Genomic DNA, 16,562 nt, shown 5'->3' with positions numbered 1-16,562 from the left:
GATAGGCTTCCTTTTCTAAAAATTTCAGAATAATTGTGTAAAACTCAATTTCTTCTTTTAAGATAGAGAGTTTGACCTATAACCGATTATTTACTGTACTCCTCCCTTTTTTGAAATACTTTTCCTATCGCTCTCTCATAATCTCTCCTCAGTTCATTAACTATTTCAGCCACAGTTTGGATTTTAGTAATCGAACCTACACCTTGACCAGCGCCCCAAATGTCCTTCCAAGCCTTCACATCTTTCTGCCTCTCTGAAAAATCTATCTTATCTTTCTTTTGAAGATTGCTAGGATCCAGCCCTGTATTCACAATACTCGGTACAAGATAATTTGCATTGATTCCACTGAATGCATCTGTATACGTAATATCTTCAATAGACGATTCAACTATCATCTCTTTATATCGCTCTTTGGCCTGACTTTCTACTGAGGGTATAAACCGTGTCCCTATATAGGCAAAATCTGCTCCTAAAACCTCTGTCAAAAGAATACCTTCCCCTTTCGTCATCCCCCCTGATAAGGCAATTGGCATCAAAAAATTCTCTCACTTCATGGACAAATGGGGATTGGGTTATATGTACCACCATGCCCACCAGCTCCACTTGCAACTAGCACCAATCCGTCTGCTCCTTTTTCAATCGCCTTCATAGCAAATTTAATATTAATAACATCAGAAAAAACGATGCCACCATATTCATGTACAATCTTCACGACCGGACTGGGATCACCTAATGAAGTAATAACAACGGGCGGCTAATATTTTTCTATTAGCTTTAAATCCCTGACATAGCGTTTATTGGAGCGATGTACGATAAAGTTGATACCCCAAGGTGCAACTTTCTTATCTGGATGGAACTGTTTTTGTTTTTCCAATTCAGTTGTAATTTCCTCCATCCAGTTTTCCAATATTTCCTCTGTCCTAGCATTAAGAGCTGGAAAGGTTTCAATTATTCCGGAAGTACAGGCATTGATGACCATTTTAGAATTACTAATAATAAACATTGGTGCCATAATTACTGGCAATTCCACCGATTTTTTCATTTGTTCAATTGCCTCATTTTTCATTTTTTTACACTCCTTTTTAATTAAGTTTCAAATTTGCAATCATACTCTTAATCTAGTCTTTCAATTATCGTTGCATTTGCCATTCCATGACCTTCACACATTGTTTGAAGTCCGTATCGTCCGCCGGTTCTTTCCAGTTCATGCATCATCGTAATCATCAGTCTCCCACCACTTGCTCCTAGTGGGTGACCAAGAGCAATCGCTCCGCCATTCGGATTTAACTTTTTAGGATCGGCGCCAGTTTCCTCAAGCCATGCTAATGGAACAGATGCAAAAGCTTCATTCACTTCAAATATATCGATGTCGCCCATGGATAATCCTGCTTTCTTCAGCACTTTTTCAGTAGCTGGAATTGGTCCTGTTAGCATGAGCGTTGGGTCTGATCCAACCACAGTACGAGCAACTACCCTAAATCTAGGCTTTAACCCTAATTCCTCTGCCTTTTCCCTGGACATTAGTAAAATAGCATTTGCACCATTACTGATTTGACTGGAATTTCCAGCTGTAATACTTCCATCTTCTTTAAACACTGGTTTCAACTCTGATAATTTCTCTAAACTGGAATTTCCCCTAGGCCCTTCATCTTCATTTGTTATATAGCTTGAACCGTCTGACGCGGTAACCTCCAGCGGCATTATTTCCCTATCAAATCTTCCCTCTTTCTGCGCCTGGATATCCTTTTGATGACTTTCCAATGAAAATTGATTCAATTCCTCCCGAGAAAAATTCCATTTATCTGCTATTCGATCAGCAGATACACCTTTATGAATGATTTCATAATTAGAAGTAAGTTCTTCACTAAAATCAACATTTAAACGATTCTACTTTCTACGCCACCAGCCACAACTACATCCATATCCCCACTAATAATTGCTTGAGCAGCAAAATGAACAGCTTGCTGGCTCGAACCGCATTGGCGATCAATGGTTGTACCTGGAACTTCTATGGGATAGCCCGCTTGGAGTGCTGCAACTCTAGCTATGTTTGCAGATTGTTCTCCAACTTGTGATACACATCCTAAAATAACATCTTCTACCAAAGCAGGTGAAATACCGGCCCTCTTTACTACTTCCCTTAATGGTCTTGCGGCTAAATCCTCTGCACGGATGGTACTTAAACCCCCATTTTTTTCCCATCAGGAGTTCTAACCGCTTCTACAATAACAGCCTCACGCATAAACATGCTCCTCTCTATTTGTAAATTTGTAATTCTTCCATTAAACAATGTCTACTTTGGCAACATTCTAACAGAGACATTTTTGATAATGCTTATCGTCAATTGCTCGTATTCTTCTATTTTTCAAGCCTTTCTAAGAAATGGACTCAATTTACCGAGATCCTCTCTTATTTGTTCTGGAAGGCTTCTTCTATTTTCCATTCACTATCCCCTCACTGGCCTTCAACTTAAAAACAGCCCCTGAATCAAAGTCCAGAGGCCATCATTGTTAATTTACCTTTTTGAAACTTCCCCAATGCATTTCACGTAAACGGAATTTCTGCAGCTTACCTGTAGCTGTTTTCGGTAAACTTTCTACAAACTCCACTTCTTTAGGGGCCTTAAAATGAGCCATATTATCACGGCAATAATCAATTATCTCCTGCTCGGTTACTTGTGCGTTCGGCTGCAAAACAATGATTGCTTTTGGCACTTCTCCCCATTTTTCATTAGGAATCGCAATGACTGCCACTTCCAAGACATCTTTGTGTTTATACAGCACCCCTTCTACCTCTGTAGAAGAGATATTTTCTCCACCAGAAATAATCAAATCTTTTGCACGATCACGAATTTCGATATATCCATCTGGATGCGTAACGGCTAAATCTCCCGTATGGAACCAGCCGTCTTTTATAGCTTCTGCTGTTTTTTCCGGGTCCTTATAATACCCTTTCATCACAACATTCCCACGCGTCACAATTTCACCAAGCTCTTCCCCATTCCACTCGACTTCTTCTCCATCTGGGCGAATCACCTTGGTTTCTCCATTAAATGCTAGTTCGATACCTTGTCTTGCTTTAATGGTTGCTTGATCATCCGCTGATTTCGAGTCAAAGTCGGTTTTCCATTCACAATATAAAATAAATGGCGCTGTTTCTGTTAATCCATATACATGAATCATGTTTATACCTAGTATGTCTTGAGCCTTTTTAATAAGTGCAGCAGCTGGTGGTGAACCCGCCGTACCCATACGTGGATTAGTTGTAACTGTTGTTTCCTTAGCTTTAGGATCATTAACTAACATGTTCACAACGGTTGGTGCTCCACATAGCAAGCTAATTCCTTTTTTCTCAAAAACATCTAATATAACAGGGGGATCTACTTTTCGTAAACAGACATGTGTAGCTCCTGCTGCCGTAATCGCCCATACTCCTCCCCATCCATTAGCATGAAACATTGGCAATGTATGAAGGTAAACATCATCGTGTTTTACTCCTAAATGAAACATAAAATTGGCTGCATTAATGTAGTTACTGCGGTGGGTTTGCATAACGCCTTTAGGCTTTGAAGTGGTTCCACTGGTGTAGTTTAAGGTTAGTAATTGATTTTCATCAATCTCTACTTCTGGAAGTATTGTAGCCCGAGCATGTTGTAGAAATGATTCATAGTCAATGCTTTTAATAGAAGATTTTTGTCCTTCAACAGGAACTAAGATGATTTGTTCTAAGGAGAGGTTATCAACAATTTCTTCGATGGGTGCTGCAAACTCCTCATCGACTATTAACATTTTTGCATCACTGTGGTTGATAATATATTCCATATCTGCAGCTGAAATCCGATAGTTTAACGGAACCATTACCGCACCAAGTTGACAAATTCCATAGAAGCATTCAAGCATATAATGGGTATTTGGCAGCATCACGGCAACATGATCACCCTGTTTGATACCAGCTTCACTTAGTGCAGCTGCTAATCTATCCGTACGCTCGCCGAACTCTTTATACGTGAATTCTTTCCCTTCATCAATGACTGCTATTTTTTCCGGGTAGTATTTAATTGCTCTTCTTTTCCAGTCTAGTGGCGTTAGTGGGGTTTGCATATAATCATCTCCTTATTATTTACCTAAAAAATTAGGTTTTCTTTTTTCCATAAATGCAGCTCTTCCCTCTTTAAAGTCCTCGGATTGAAAGGTAACCGCTTGACCGTAGGCTTCCAGCTGTAATAAATCCTCCAATGACATGTATGGAGCTTGATGCAGTATTCGTTTTGCCATTCCTAATGTTTTAGTTGGACCTTTTGCCAAGGAAGCAGCAAGTTCTCGAGCTTTTTCGATAGCTTGGCCATTCTCTGTGACTTGATTAATTAATCTATATTCTTTCGCTTCCTGCGCTTTGAGCTTCTTTCCTGTGAATATTAATTCACTTGCAACATGCATTCCCACTTTTTGCGGAAGAAAATATAAACCGCCAAAGTCAGGGATGGCACCTACCTGTGAAAAAATCTCAGAAAAAACGGCACCCTCTTCCGCAATAATGATGTCACAGGCAAATGCAATATTACAGCCGGCTCCAACTGCAGGACCATGTACTGCAGCAATAACAGGCTTTTCCATATGATAAAGTCCTAGCACGACTTCATGACCTACTTGTAAAAACTCCCTGACTTCGGTTGGATCATCAATATCAATCCCAAAGTCTTTTAAATCCCCTCCTGCACAAAAGCCTTTCCCATTTCCATAAACTAAGACTGCTCCGACATCGGTATTAGACTTCGCTTCAGTCACAGCTTTTCCTAAATCCACTGCTAAATCTTTATTCAATGCGTTTAATTTTTCAGGACGGTTCAGTATGATTTCAAAGATACCATCTTGAAAATTAGTGTTTACTGTTGACATGATATATGCCTCCCGTATTATGGTAATTTACTAACTTCTTGAAGTATCTGTTTTGTATGCTCACCAAGCTCTGGTGCTTTGGTTTGAATTTTTCCAGGCGTTTCCGAAAGTTTAATAGGATTACCAATATATTTCTCGTCATCAAACAGAGTTTGAATCATATTTCTTGCAATAACTTGCGGATTGTTTATCACTTCATCATATGTAAGGACAGGGGTAACGCACGCTTCCACTCCAGCGAATATTTCCGTCCACTCCTCCAGTGTCTTCTCATTTATGATGGTTTGGACTTCATACTTCATACAAGTATTGTTCTTTGAGTGATGCATTCAAAAGTGGGACAAAATCCTCTTTATTAATCACGATGCAAAACGCCTTCCAAAATTTCAGCTCTAAAGCACCTACAGAAAGATAACGTCCATCTTTTGTCTCGTACACCGCATAACATGCACGACTGCCATCTAACAACTGCTCTCCTCTTTTGGGAAGTATATTGGCAGATAAATAGTTTGGCAGAGTCGCCTGTAACCATGATATGACTCCATCCATCATAGAAATGTCAACAAATTGACCTTTTCCTGAATTTTTTCTTTCTAATAAAGCTAATAATATCCCAATCGTTGCTGGCAGTGCTCCACCACCGATATCCGCAATTTGTGTTGCAGGAACAACAGGCTTTCCGTCTTTTTCCCCCATTAAATTAAGCAAACCAGCTAGACTTATGTAGTTGATGTCATGACCTGGAAGATTGGCGTATGGACCTGTTTGGCCATAGCCAGTTATTGCACAATAAATCAGCCCTGGATTAATTGATTTAAGGATAGAATAATCAAGCCCCAGTTTTTCCATTACCCCCGGCCGAAATGACTCCACCACTACATCTGCCTCTTTAACCAGGTCCTTAAACTTTTCTTTATCCTCTTTCGTTTTCAAATCTAAACATATACTTTTTTTGTTGCGGTTAAGCGAATGAAAAAATGCACTGTTCTGATCGACTTTTGGTTCATAGTTTCGTAAATAATCCCCAAATTCCGGAGCTTCCACTTTAATTACCTCTGCTCCAAAATCAGCGAGGAGCATGGTACAGAAGGGACCTGGGAGGAGACGGGTTAGATCTAGGACTTTGATGGATTTTAGTGGCAAATGACACCATCCTTTCGAGGTAAATAATTAAATTGTTTAACAATTTACATTTTTTGAAACCGGTTACAATTTATTTTAAGTATAATATTAAAAAATGCCAATAATATTATATATATTGTTACTACTCACCTAATTTAAATAATTGTTTTATAGAATATTTCAGCAAATTTGTTCGTGATTAGCCCGATTATTAAACAGAATTTATTTTCAGAAAATTATAGCAAACATTAACTAAATATGTTACAATAATTTCAAAGGATGGTGAAAAATGCAGAAGCTAACGTTGAAGGAAAAAATAATTGCTACCGCCCTCGTTTTATTCGAAAAAAATGGCTACCATGGTGTTACAGTTGACCAAATCGTAAAAGAAGCTGGAACTTCAAAGGGAGGATTTTACCACAATTATCGATCAAAAGATGAACTACTTTATCACATCCACGATGTTTTTATCTCCTATGTTTTTGAAAAAGGAAAGGAGGCATATAATAACTTTGATACTCCAGTTTCTCGCATGTGTGCTATTATGCAATCCTTTACCAAAGTATTCGACTTGTACAAACCTCATATTACCGTCTTCTATCAAGAAAGTGCTTATTTGACGGGGGAATTTTATCAAAGAATTAAGGAAAAACGTGATGAATACCGCAAACTAATAGTAAAAGTAATCCAAGAGGGCCAAGAAAGTGGAGATTTTCGTGAAGAAGTTCCAGCAGACATTTCTGCGATGGCCATTATTGGAATGGTGAACTGGACCTATAAATGGTTTAACAAAGACGGGCCACTAACCATCGATTCAATCTCTAGGGTATATATCGATTTGCTCTTACATTCACTTCTGACTCATAAAGGAAAGAGTCAATACGCAGTTCAAGCATATTTACTCAAAAGTCAGCCATCATTATAGCTGGCTATTAAAAGGTTTTAATAGGACTGACCAGTCGGTCTACATAAAGGAGGAAAAAGTAATGAATTTTGAATTAACAGAAGAACATCAAATGTTAAAAGATGTAGTAAGAGATTTTGCTGAAAAGGAAATAAAACCTTATGCCCGTGAGGTGGATGAAACATCGAAAATGCGTTATGAAACGTTTCAAAAATTAGGTAAACTGGGTTTACTTGGAATCCCTTTTCCAGAAGAATATGGTGGTGCTGGTGGCGATACCATTTCCTATTGTATTGCTGTTGAGGAAATTGGGAAAGCATGCGGTGGTACAGGTTTAAGCTATGCTGCAAACACAAGTTTGGGTGCTAGCCCCATTTATTATTTTGGGACTGAGGAACAAAAGCAGGAATGGTTAGTACCATTAGCAAAAGGAGAAACGATGGGTGCGTTTGGCTTAACTGAACCGAATGCCGGTTCTGATGCTGGAGGCACGAGAACAAAAGCTGTCTTGGATGGGGATGAATTGGTAATAAATGGAGAAAAATGCTGGATTACCAATGCAAGTTATTCTAGACAAGTAATTGTAACCGCTGTCACCGGAAAAAGAGAAGATGGAAGAAATATTGTTTCAGCGATTATAGTTCCTACAGATACACCTGGGCTTACGATTTCCAGTAATTATGACAAGATGGGAGTCCGAGGCTCAAATACTTGTGAGGTTATTCTTGAGAGTGTACGTGTACCAAGGAAAAACCTGCTTGGAGATGAAAAGAAAGGATTCAGTCAATTTTTATTCACCTTGGATGGGGGGCGAATATCTATTGCGGCCTTATCTGTCGGTATAGCACAAGCAGCATTTGAAAAAGCCCTTCAATTTGCAAAAGAACGTGAACAATTTGGCCATTCCATTTCAAAATTCCAGGCAATTCAATTTAAATTGGCTGATATGGCTATGGAAATTGAGTTAGCAAGAAATCAAGTTTATAAGGCTGCATGGTTAAAAGACCAAGGAAAACCTTTTGGTAAAGAAGCGGCATTTGCAAAACTATTTGCATCAGAGGCAGGTTTCCGTATTTGTAATCAAGCAGTTCAAATTCATGGCGGTTCCGGTTATATGAAGGAATATGACGTAGAAAGACATTTACGTGACATAAAATTAATGGAAATTGGTGAAGGAACTTCAGAGATCCAACGCTTAGTAATTGCTCGTCACCTAGAATGCTAGTATTGACCGAATAGAATTAATCTGTAGTAAAACTAACGGTAGACGATTGAAGCTAGAGAAAACTTTGTTTATAACTACTACTCTTAAAAACTATGGATTGGTTTATTTGATAGTGATATAGTAAAACTCAGAAGGGTTTGAATTTATTATAAAATTATCTTTAAAATGTAAAGGAGAATAACAAATGGCTAAAGTTGAAGCAGGTATGGCTGGTAATGTGTGGAAAGTCCTGGTAAAAGAAGGAGATAAAGTAAGTGCTGGACAGGATTTAGCAATCCTTGAATCTATGAAAATGGAAATCCCAGTCACAGCTAATAACAATGGAAATGTAACCAAAGTCCTTGTTAAAGAAGGGGATTTTGTAAACGACAATGATGCAATTGTAGAATTAGATTAGGAGCAGTTAATCAAAAGGGTTAATAGAGTAGAGGCTGTACCAAAAATTTTAACGTTGGTACAGCCTCTTTTTGAATTCCAATAATATAACTATGAATCTAATTATCAATTCTTTCAATAATAGTTGCATTTGCCATTCCATGCCCTTCACACATGGTTTGTAATCCATACCTCCCACCAGTTCGCTCTAACTCATGAATCATCGTAATCATCAATCTGCCACCACTTGCACCAAGAGGGTGACCTAAAGATATTGCTCCACCGTTTGGATTTAATTTGTCTGAATCTGCACCAGTTTCTTTTAACCAAGCCATAGGAACCGATGCAAAAGCTTCATTCACTTCAAAAACATCAATATCATCAATAGTTAGTCCCGCTTTTTCCAACACTTTTTTAGTTGCTGGAATAGGTCCTGTTAACATAAGGGTTGGATCAGAACCAACAACAGATCTAGCTAAAACACGAAATTTTGGTTTTAAACCTAGTTCTCCAGCTTTTTCTCGAGACATTAGAAGTATAGCATTGGCACCATCACTAATTTGACTAGAATTTCCTGCAGTGATACGTCCATCCTCTTTAAAAGCAGGTTTTAGAGTACCTAACTTTTCTTGATTCGTATCTTCCCTTGGACCTTCGTCATTTGTTAGAACCGTTTTCGTTTCGTCTTCCAAAGTAACCTTAATAGGCATAATCTCTTTATCGAAACGTCCTTCCTTCTGTGCTTGAATTGCTTTTTTATGGCTATCAAATGAAAATTCATCCATTTCTTCTCTAGTGAATCCCCATTTTTCTGCAATGCGATCTGCAGATAACCCTTGATGAATCATTTCATACTTAGAAGTTAAATCTTCACTAAATTTAACATCTAGTCTGTTTGAACCAATTGGGACCCTTGACATATTCTCGATTCCACCAGCAACGACAACATCCATATCACCACTAGCAATAGCCTGTGCTGCAAAGTGAACCGCTTGTTGACTTGAACCACATTGCCGATCCACAGTAGTACCTGGAACCTCAATTGGATATCCAGCCATTAATGCAGCAACCCTTGCAATGTCAAACGATTGCTCTCCAATTTGTGATACACAACCTAAAATAACATCATCAATAATTTCCGCTGAGATACGAGCTCGTTTTACTACTTCCTCAAGCGGTTTTGCTGCTAATTCATCAGCACGTATTCCACTTAATAAACCATTTCTTTTCCCTACAGGAGTTCTAACAGCCTCTACAATTACTACTTCACGCATATACATTTTCCTTTCCATAGTTATTATTTCCTTATTTTATATGCTTTTCATTTATATGCATCATAAAATATAGGTTACTTAATACGAGACTTTATACAAATAAACACCTTCCCTAATTTCCTTTCACATTGCCCTTTTTCCCTTAAGTATTCTATATAAGCCATTGTTTTCACCAATAGCAAACCTGATTTCATGTGTTGTTTTAATACATGGAAAGAGTAATTGAGATAATTGATAAACCGTAATTTCTTTATAAATATGATCAAGGATAAAATTTAGCCGTTTTTCATGATGAGCTTTTATCTCACCTATTCTTTCATTGGCCCCATGAAAATGGTTGCCACGCGATGGAATCACAAAATCGATATCTAGTTTCTTCATTTTATCTAATTACTGAAGATAGGATTTTAAAGGATTTGTGATTTGTATCCCCATGAAACCAATAAGAAATGTTTGGCGTGATTTTAGGTAATATTTGATCAGTAGAAATCAGTACAATCTTTTCTTTATTATAAAAGCTGATAAGACCATCTGAATGACCTGGAGTAAAAAGGACCTCATATTCATATTCTCTTAACTGTACTACTTCGCCTCCTTTAAAGTAATGATTTACTACTGGATAAGGACTCACCAATTGAATAAATCTTTCTATATCATTTACCATTTGCAATCCTATTTCTTTAGGAATAGCGGAATAAGCATAAATTTCCATTAGTGTATGAAGGAATTCTTTCGTCCACATTTCAACTCCGGTTTCGGGATCTGCCTTGGTCATGGATACACGGACGGGCTCCTGTCTTCTGTTGAAGCTCCCCGACATAACCTTAATGATCTGGATGATAATGTGTTACAATGATATCCGTAACCGTTCTTCCATGTAGCTCTTGTTCCCATCTATTCTTAATATCCTCGTTATGAAGTCCCGCGTCGATGATTTTCCAGCCATTCTTTCCTTCTGCTAAAAAGCTATTTACATGATTCACCTTAAATGGTAGTGGATGTCTAACTAGGATTAATCCATATTCCTCTAACAAATCATCACACCCAGAGTATTTAAAATATATTTATATTGCTAAATTTAGTTGTATGATAGTTTGATATTTTTTACTATCTATTTTGCCTTCATACCGCCATCGACTAGTAATACATCCCCAGTAACATAATCTGATGCGGGAGATGCTAGAAATAATGCTGCCCCTTTCAAATCATCATCACTTCCCAGTCGATTTAATGGTGTGTCTTCTAGGATTTTTTCTGCTTTCTCATCCAGTATTCCCCTTGTCATTTTAGTTGGGAAAAATCCTGGAGCGATTGCATTTACATTTATATTATATTTCCCCCATTTAACTGCTAAATCTTTCGTAAATGTACTTACTGCACTTTTACTCGCATTGTATCCAATAGCATCCAAATACGCTGGATTCGTTCCACCAAAAGCAGCGATGGAAGATATATTTATAATTTTTCCTTGTTTTTGTTTTATCATGACTTTGCCCACTTCTTGACTCATTAAAAATGTACCTGTTACATTCACATTCATTACCTTATTCCAAGCATCAAATGGCATCTCTTCAACCGGAGCCCCCCAAGAAGCCCCACTATTATTCACTAATATATCAATGGCACCAAAATGGTCATACGTTTCCTTTACTACTCTTTTGACATCATCAGGATTCACAACGTCGCATTCAAAAGCAAGTGAATCAACCCCCATATTTTTTAGGGTATCTCGCATTTCCAAGCAGGCATCTAATTTTCTAGAACAAACCACTACATTCGCCCCAACTTCTGCATACGTCTTTGCAATGATTGCTCCTAACCCACGTCCTCCTCCAGTAACTATTGTTGTTTTTCCTTCCAATTTAAACATGTCAAGTATACTCATTACATTCATCCCCCTATGTCCTTTGAAACATTATCGGTTTTGAAACAAAGGCTTTCTTTTTTCAATAAAAGATTGTACCCCTTCTTTAGCATCCAAACTTTCAAAAGCCTCCCTTGAATAGTTCCACTCCTCTCGGAAGGCGATATCCATTGGTAGATTCATCAGTCTTAATACAGCCTTTTTCGTATTTTGAACTGCTATTGGTCCATTATTGCAGATAACTTCAGCATATCTTTCTACTTCTTTCATTAATGCTTCCTTGTCGTTCACTACCTTATTAATCAATCCAATTTCCTTTGCTTCTTCGGCAGTAATTTGCTCACCAGTAAGGAGTATCTCCATCGCTCTGCAATATGGAATTTGTTTTACTAATCGTACTAATGAACCTGCTGCAGCCATAATTGACCATTTCGGTTCCGGTAATCCAAATTTAGCATCTTTTGTTGCTACGCGAATATCTGTGGCCTCTAGAATTTCTGTCCCACCTGCTAAGCAAAATCCATGAACAGCAGCAATAATAGGCTTCCATACTGGAGTATCTTTTAAGACAGCATTATTAGTTGTCTCCGGGTCAAGCTTACCAGCTTGAACTAATGGGATAGTTTCTTTTAAATCAGCTCCCGCACAAAAAGCTTTATCCCCATATCCAGATAAGATAATTACTCTTACATCCTTATCTCCTTGAGCTTTTAAGAAATAATCTCCAAGCATTTTAAATCCTTCTGGTGTCATAGAATTCATTTGCTCTGGTCGATTAAACGTAATATATGCTTTATTATTTTCCTTTTTATATAAAACTGGATCACTCATTCTATTTCCTCCTTTTTCATTAGTTCAATTCAGTTAGTAGTTTTATAGTTGATCACCTTTTAACCATTTTCCACCATCAATGGTGATACAATCTACATTAATAAAATCCGCTTCAGGATATATTAAAATGGCTGGAGCATGCGATACTTCTTCTGGTTTACCTAAACCTTTTTAGAGGTACACTTTGAATAACCCTTTGAGTGGCCTTTTCATAGCCAAATAGCCAATCAGCTACTCCAGTATTTTCAATTGGACCTGGAGCTATTGCGCTAACTTGAATACCATATTTTTCTCCTCACGTATACGTAGCTACCATATTTAAAATATTTCCCTTAGTCTTGGTTGCTATCCAATATTTGGCAACTGCTTGATGCAATACCAGGTCATACCATACGCATCCGAAAGATAATCTACGTTTGTTTCCTAAAACTTCGAGGGAACCAGATAAATGGAAAACATTTATAAACGCCGTACTTCAGTAGAACGGTCTAATAAACGGAGAAAATTGATTACTATTTAGAAACTAGTAGACATCGTTCCACCATGATGTGGTACGTTCGTATCTTTGGTATTATGATGTGTCAACACATAGATGCTTGGTTATGCACATCAAGAAATAGAACCTGAATTTCTTATAAAGCATATTTTCTCAGCCATAACCCATTTGCCTGAATTTTTAAATATATATATAAACTGAGGTATATTTGTCATGCTCTTTTTTGAAAGTACTATGAAAATGGGCTTAAAGTCTTCAATTTCAACCGCATTTCCATTGAATTATTGGAAATCACGTCGTATTGTATTAACCTCTGGAATTCCAAGAGCCTATATATAGGTCCTTTTCGTAAAAAGCAGGGGCAATGAAGCTAGACATTTTGCAATCTGTTTACCATTACCCCTATCTTTCCGTTATTAATTTACACTGTTACCTTTAAGCCATTTTCCACCGTCAATTGTAATACAGTCCCCATTAATATATGAAGCTTCAGGTGAAAGAAGAAATGCAGCAACATGTGCAACTTCTTCAGGTTTTCCTAAACGCTTTAATGGAACGCTCTCAATTACTTTCCTAGTTTCCTCTTCTGAACCGAAGAGTCGGTCTGCTCCACCCGTATTTTCAATCGGCCCGGGGGCAATAGAATTAACTCGAATACCATATTTTTCTCCCCACTCTGCTGCTAGTGTTCTTGTCATTGTCAGTACACCTGATTTAGCTGATGCAGAATGAACAACCCCTGCTCCAGCTCCCCATGTATATGTAGCGACCATATTCAGGATGCTACCCTTTGTATTGGTTGCTATCCAATGTTTCGCAACTGCCTGACTACAATACCAGGTACCATTTAATACAATGTCAATCACAGCATTCCACCCATTTACTGATAGATCTTCAGCTGGACATATGAAATTACCTGCCGCATTATTTACCAAATGGTCAATTTTTCCAAATCTATTTACCGTCTCATTAACCATAAACTGCGCTTGTTCAGGTTCGCGAACATCCATTGTAACGGTCAAAACCTCTCCATCATATTGTTTGAGTTCCTTCTTTGTTTCCTCCAACCTTTCGGAATTCCGGCCGGTTATTACAACATTAGCTCCTTTTTGGGTAAAATTTATTGCCATCGCTTTCCCCATTCCGCTCGATCCACCAGTAATAATAACTACTTGTCCCTTCACATTTCTACCTCCCTTTAGTGTGAAATGTAATATCACCTATAACGGTTAAACTGGATACACTCCATGTTTTCTCTCAGTAAAAGTAACATTCTTAGCTTGATAAATTGAATAACGATTAATTAATTCTTCTCTTAATCTATTAGGTTCTATAATGTCATCTACCACCATTTCAGATGCTAATCGATAAATATCAATTTCATTCCGATACTCATCCTGTTTTTCTTTAATAAATCCAGGGCGGTCTTCTTCTGATAACTCCGCAATTTTATTTGCATAAACTGCATTCACCGCTGCTTCAGGACCCATAACAGCAATTTGCGCATTTGGAAATGCTAACACACAGTCTGGTTCAAAGGCTGGACCTGCCATAGCATAAAGGCCGGCACCATATGCTTTTCGAACAATGACAGAAATCTTAGGAACGGTAGCCTCACTCATTGCGGAAAGCATTTTTGCCCCGTGACGGATGATACCCTGCCTCTCAACTTTCGTTCCAATCATGAACCCAGGAACATCGACTAAGAATAATAATGGAATATTAAAAGCGTCACATAATTGCATAAACTTGGCAGATTTATCCGCTGAATCTGTAAATAGAACTCCACCCTTAACTCGTGGTTGATTTGCTATGATCCCAATTGGTCTACCATTAATACGCGAAAGCCCTGTAATGATTTCCGGGGCGAATCTTTTCTTTACTTCACAGAAGCTATTTTCATCAATAATACGAGTGATCAAATCATACATATCAAATGGAGCATTTTGGTTTTTAGGAACTAAGTCTTCAATAGTTTTCTCAAAGTTTTTTGCTTTCTTCATTTCTTCCTTTTTAGGATTGTTACGGAAATTTGCGGGAAAGTAGCTTAGATATTTACGTGAATAAGAAATTGCCTCTTCCTCTGAATTTACTAAGACATCACCAACTCCTGATACGGACGTATGCATCTTGGCTCCACCCATTTCTTCAAGAGAAACCTTTTCTCCAATTACTTTTTCCGCCATACGAGGAGAACCTAAATACATGGATGCATTTCCATCAACCATTACCACAATGTCACAAAATGCCGGTATATAAGCCCCACCTGCTGCTGAAGGACCAAATAGTAAACATACTTGCGGGACACGGCCTGATAATTTGATTTGATTATGGAAAATCCGACCAGCCCCCCTACGACCAGGGAACATCTCGATTTGATCTGTAATTCTAGCACCTGCAGAATCAACTAAATAGAACATAGGCAGTTCCAATTTCATTGCGGTTTCCTGAATCCGCAAAATTTTCTCAACCGTTCTTTTTCCCCATGAACCAGCTTTCACGGTAGAATCATTCGCCATTATACAAACATCTTGGCCATTTATTTTTCCAACCCCTGTAACTACTCCATCAGCTGGCAAGCCATCTTCCATGCAATTGGCGAAAAAGGCATCTTCAAGATTGATGCCTTCATCCAATAATAATTCTAAGCGCTGACGGACAAATAGCTTCCCTTTTTCTTCATTTACTTTATGATATTTTTCTTTTCCACCTTTTGCTATATTCTCTCGTCTTTCGTATAATTCTTCCATTGATGACATGTTACATCCTCCTACTACTATTGTCCTTTATAATTTGGTTTACGTTTTTCGCTAAATGCTTGAAGTCCTTCTTTTCTATCTATAGTCGGTATCGTTTCTCTATATGCTAAATGTTCAATTGCTAGCCCTGTTGTTATGTCCGTTTGGATTCCCTTATTGATTGCCGTTTTGGCCTGCTGTAGAGCAATGGGGCCGTTACTTGCGATAACCTCAGCTAAAGATAATGCTTCACATAAAACATCGTCTTTCTCTTCCACCTGTTCCACTAGACCAAGGGACAGAGCCTCGGTCGCTGTAATTGCCTTAGCTGTATATATGAGGCGCTTCGCCTGTCCCACCCCTATTAATCTAGGTAATCGCTGTGTTCCACCTGCACCTGGAATAATAGCTAAAGAGGTCTCTGTTAGGCCTAGTTTGGCATTTTTTGCAATGACACGTAGATCACAGGCAAGTGCTAATTCTAATCCACCACCAAACGCTCCTCCATTTATCGCTGCTATTACTGGCATACGCAATTTTTCAACTGCTGTAACTGTTTCTCCTATATATTGCACTGTTTCTATTACCTGTTTTTCAGACATGCCTTTTCTTTCTTTTAAATCTGCTCCTGCGCAAAAAGCCTTTTCTCCGGCTCCTGTTATAATCGCGCAGTAGATATCTGGGTTTTCCTTAATTTCAGAAATCTTTTCATTCAGTGAATCAAGGAGTCCCTTTGACATAGCGTTTGCTGCTTCTGGCCGGTTTAAGGTGATGATAGCTATGTGTTTGTGTATATCCAATTTAATCATTTCTTTGATCCCGCCTTCTACATATTTCA

At 38.2% G+C, this 16,562-nt stretch carries 19 protein-coding genes and 1 pseudogene; 3 read left to right on the top strand and 17 right to left on the bottom strand.

Translation table 11 applies throughout. The features are described 5' to 3' along the window. Positions 1-86 precede the first annotated feature (86 nt). The 8 genes and pseudogenes from GMJ66_RS21030 to GMJ66_RS07640 all read right to left on the bottom strand — a co-directional run bounded on the left by GMJ66_RS21030 (position 87) and on the right by GMJ66_RS07640 (position 6,038). Positions 87-509, bottom strand: a complete 423-nt coding sequence (locus GMJ66_RS21030) for an NAD(P)H-dependent flavin oxidoreductase (protein WP_331279671.1) — start codon at positions 507-509, stop codon at positions 87-89. A 41-nt stretch (positions 510-550) separates the two neighbouring features. Further along, a complete protein-coding gene (locus GMJ66_RS21025; protein WP_331279670.1) occupies positions 551-712 on the bottom strand; it encodes a hypothetical protein in 162 nt (53 codons plus the stop codon). Positions 713-754: 42 nt separating this feature from the next. After that, positions 755-1,066 carry a nitronate monooxygenase family protein gene (locus tag GMJ66_RS21020; protein ID WP_331279669.1) on the bottom strand — a complete coding sequence of 104 codons (312 nt, stop codon included), beginning with the start codon at positions 1,064-1,066 and terminating at the stop codon, positions 755-757. A gap of 47 nt (positions 1,067-1,113) precedes the next feature. Next, positions 1,114-2,242, bottom strand: a pseudogene (locus GMJ66_RS07655) (thiolase family protein). Positions 2,243-2,510: 268 nt separating this feature from the next. After that, positions 2,511-4,100 carry a long-chain-fatty-acid--CoA ligase gene (locus tag GMJ66_RS07650; RefSeq protein ID WP_156289722.1) on the bottom strand — a complete coding sequence of 530 codons (1,590 nt, stop codon included), beginning with the start codon at positions 4,098-4,100 and terminating at the stop codon, positions 2,511-2,513. Between the two features lie 15 nt (positions 4,101-4,115). Then, positions 4,116-4,895, bottom strand: a complete 780-nt coding sequence (locus GMJ66_RS07645; protein ID WP_156289721.1) for an enoyl-CoA hydratase/isomerase family protein — start codon at positions 4,893-4,895, stop codon at positions 4,116-4,118. A 17-nt stretch (positions 4,896-4,912) separates the two neighbouring features. Next, on the bottom strand, positions 4,913-5,197 hold the full coding sequence (locus tag GMJ66_RS20900) for a CoA transferase (protein ID WP_269321870.1): 285 nt from the start codon (positions 5,195-5,197) through the stop codon (positions 4,913-4,915). Continuing rightward, on the bottom strand, positions 5,187-6,038 hold the full coding sequence (locus GMJ66_RS07640; protein ID WP_269321869.1) for a CaiB/BaiF CoA transferase family protein: 852 nt from the start codon (positions 6,036-6,038) through the stop codon (positions 5,187-5,189). Before GMJ66_RS07640 ends, GMJ66_RS20900 begins: the two co-directional genes overlap by 11 nt. Positions 6,039-6,306: 268 nt before the next feature. Between GMJ66_RS07640 and GMJ66_RS07635 the strand changes: the two genes are divergently transcribed. From GMJ66_RS07635 to GMJ66_RS07625, 3 genes are all read left to right on the top strand, one after another. Beyond that, positions 6,307-6,942 (top strand): TetR/AcrR family transcriptional regulator, encoded by a 636-nt coding sequence (locus tag GMJ66_RS07635; RefSeq protein WP_156289720.1) that lies wholly within the window; start codon positions 6,307-6,309, stop codon positions 6,940-6,942. Between the two features lie 61 nt (positions 6,943-7,003). Further along, a complete protein-coding gene (locus tag GMJ66_RS07630; RefSeq protein WP_156289719.1) occupies positions 7,004-8,146 on the top strand; it encodes an acyl-CoA dehydrogenase in 1,143 nt (380 codons plus the stop codon). A 184-nt stretch (positions 8,147-8,330) separates the two neighbouring features. Then, positions 8,331-8,543 (top strand): acetyl-CoA carboxylase biotin carboxyl carrier protein subunit, encoded by a 213-nt coding sequence (locus GMJ66_RS07625; protein WP_156289718.1) that lies wholly within the window; start codon positions 8,331-8,333, stop codon positions 8,541-8,543. Positions 8,544-8,640: 97 nt separating this feature from the next. On the opposite strand, the gene GMJ66_RS07620 is transcribed toward GMJ66_RS07625, so the two are convergent. The 9 genes from GMJ66_RS07620 to GMJ66_RS07590 form a co-directional block, all read right to left on the bottom strand. Further along, complete coding sequence (locus tag GMJ66_RS07620) at positions 8,641-9,795, bottom strand: thiolase family protein (protein WP_156289777.1); 1,155 nt, start codon at positions 9,793-9,795, stop codon at positions 8,641-8,643. Positions 9,796-9,918: 123 nt separating this feature from the next. Further along, on the bottom strand, positions 9,919-10,176 hold the full coding sequence (locus tag GMJ66_RS20635; protein ID WP_231514860.1) for a hypothetical protein: 258 nt from the start codon (positions 10,174-10,176) through the stop codon (positions 9,919-9,921). 1 nt (position 10,177) lies between these two features. Beyond that, the gene (locus GMJ66_RS20630; protein WP_231514859.1) at positions 10,178-10,570 is read right to left on the bottom strand and encodes an MBL fold metallo-hydrolase; all 393 of its coding nucleotides are present in this window, start codon (positions 10,568-10,570) and stop codon (positions 10,178-10,180) included. Positions 10,571-10,619: 49 nt separating this feature from the next. Continuing rightward, positions 10,620-10,829, bottom strand: a complete 210-nt coding sequence (locus tag GMJ66_RS20625; protein ID WP_231514858.1) for an MBL fold metallo-hydrolase — start codon at positions 10,827-10,829, stop codon at positions 10,620-10,622. Positions 10,830-10,906: 77 nt separating this feature from the next. Then, on the bottom strand, positions 10,907-11,680 hold the full coding sequence (locus tag GMJ66_RS07610) for an SDR family oxidoreductase (RefSeq protein ID WP_156289717.1): 774 nt from the start codon (positions 11,678-11,680) through the stop codon (positions 10,907-10,909). A gap of 30 nt (positions 11,681-11,710) precedes the next feature. Beyond that, a complete protein-coding gene (locus tag GMJ66_RS07605) occupies positions 11,711-12,490 on the bottom strand; it encodes an enoyl-CoA hydratase/isomerase family protein (RefSeq protein WP_156289716.1) in 780 nt (259 codons plus the stop codon). A gap of 912 nt (positions 12,491-13,402) precedes the next feature. Beyond that, positions 13,403-14,170 (bottom strand): 2,4-dienoyl-CoA reductase, encoded by a 768-nt coding sequence (fadH, locus tag GMJ66_RS07600; RefSeq protein WP_156289715.1) that lies wholly within the window; start codon positions 14,168-14,170, stop codon positions 13,403-13,405. A gap of 45 nt (positions 14,171-14,215) precedes the next feature. Next, positions 14,216-15,745 carry an acyl-CoA carboxylase subunit beta gene (locus GMJ66_RS07595; protein ID WP_156289714.1) on the bottom strand — a complete coding sequence of 510 codons (1,530 nt, stop codon included), beginning with the start codon at positions 15,743-15,745 and terminating at the stop codon, positions 14,216-14,218. A gap of 17 nt (positions 15,746-15,762) precedes the next feature. After that, on the bottom strand, positions 15,763-16,542 hold the full coding sequence (locus GMJ66_RS07590; RefSeq protein ID WP_156289776.1) for an enoyl-CoA hydratase: 780 nt from the start codon (positions 16,540-16,542) through the stop codon (positions 15,763-15,765). Positions 16,543-16,562: the final 20 nt, after the last annotated feature.

Origin of the sequence: Oceanobacillus salinisoli (genome assembly GCF_009733865.1) — a bacterium.
GTDB classification, from domain to species: domain Bacteria; phylum Bacillota; class Bacilli; order Bacillales; family Amphibacillaceae; genus Oceanobacillus; species Oceanobacillus salinisoli.
This window is presented reverse-complemented; position numbering and strand designations above follow the sequence as displayed.

Excerpts from the sequence above, each read along its gene's own strand:
- GMJ66_RS07610 (WP_156289717.1), bottom strand. The coding sequence starts at position 11,680 with ATGAGTATACTTGACATGTTTAAATTGGAAGGAAAAACAACAATAGTT.
- GMJ66_RS21030 (WP_331279671.1), bottom strand. The coding sequence starts at position 509 with ATGACGAAAGGGGAAGGTATTCTTTTGACAGAGGTTTTAGGAGCAGAT.
- GMJ66_RS07605 (WP_156289716.1), bottom strand. The coding sequence starts at position 12,490 with ATGAGTGATCCAGTTTTATATAAAAAGGAAAATAATAAAGCATATATT.
- GMJ66_RS07625 (WP_156289718.1), top strand. The coding sequence starts at position 8,331 with ATGGCTAAAGTTGAAGCAGGTATGGCTGGTAATGTGTGGAAAGTCCTG.
- GMJ66_RS07650 (WP_156289722.1), bottom strand. The coding sequence starts at position 4,100 with ATGCAAACCCCACTAACGCCACTAGACTGGAAAAGAAGAGCAATTAAA.
- GMJ66_RS07635 (WP_156289720.1), top strand. The coding sequence starts at position 6,307 with ATGCAGAAGCTAACGTTGAAGGAAAAAATAATTGCTACCGCCCTCGTT.
- GMJ66_RS21020 (WP_331279669.1), bottom strand. The coding sequence starts at position 1,066 with ATGAAAAATGAGGCAATTGAACAAATGAAAAAATCGGTGGAATTGCCA.
- GMJ66_RS07595 (WP_156289714.1), bottom strand. The coding sequence starts at position 15,745 with ATGTCATCAATGGAAGAATTATACGAAAGACGAGAGAATATAGCAAAA.
- GMJ66_RS20635 (WP_231514860.1), bottom strand. The coding sequence starts at position 10,176 with ATGAAGAAACTAGATATCGATTTTGTGATTCCATCGCGTGGCAACCAT.
- GMJ66_RS20630 (WP_231514859.1), bottom strand. The coding sequence starts at position 10,570 with ATGACCAAGGCAGATCCCGAAACCGGAGTTGAAATGTGGACGAAAGAA.
- GMJ66_RS07620 (WP_156289777.1), bottom strand. The coding sequence starts at position 9,795 with ATGCGTGAAGTAGTAATTGTAGAGGCTGTTAGAACTCCTGTAGGGAAA.
- GMJ66_RS07645 (WP_156289721.1), bottom strand. The coding sequence starts at position 4,895 with ATGTCAACAGTAAACACTAATTTTCAAGATGGTATCTTTGAAATCATA.
- GMJ66_RS07630 (WP_156289719.1), top strand. The coding sequence starts at position 7,004 with ATGAATTTTGAATTAACAGAAGAACATCAAATGTTAAAAGATGTAGTA.
- GMJ66_RS20900 (WP_269321870.1), bottom strand. The coding sequence starts at position 5,197 with ATGAAGTATGAAGTCCAAACCATCATAAATGAGAAGACACTGGAGGAG.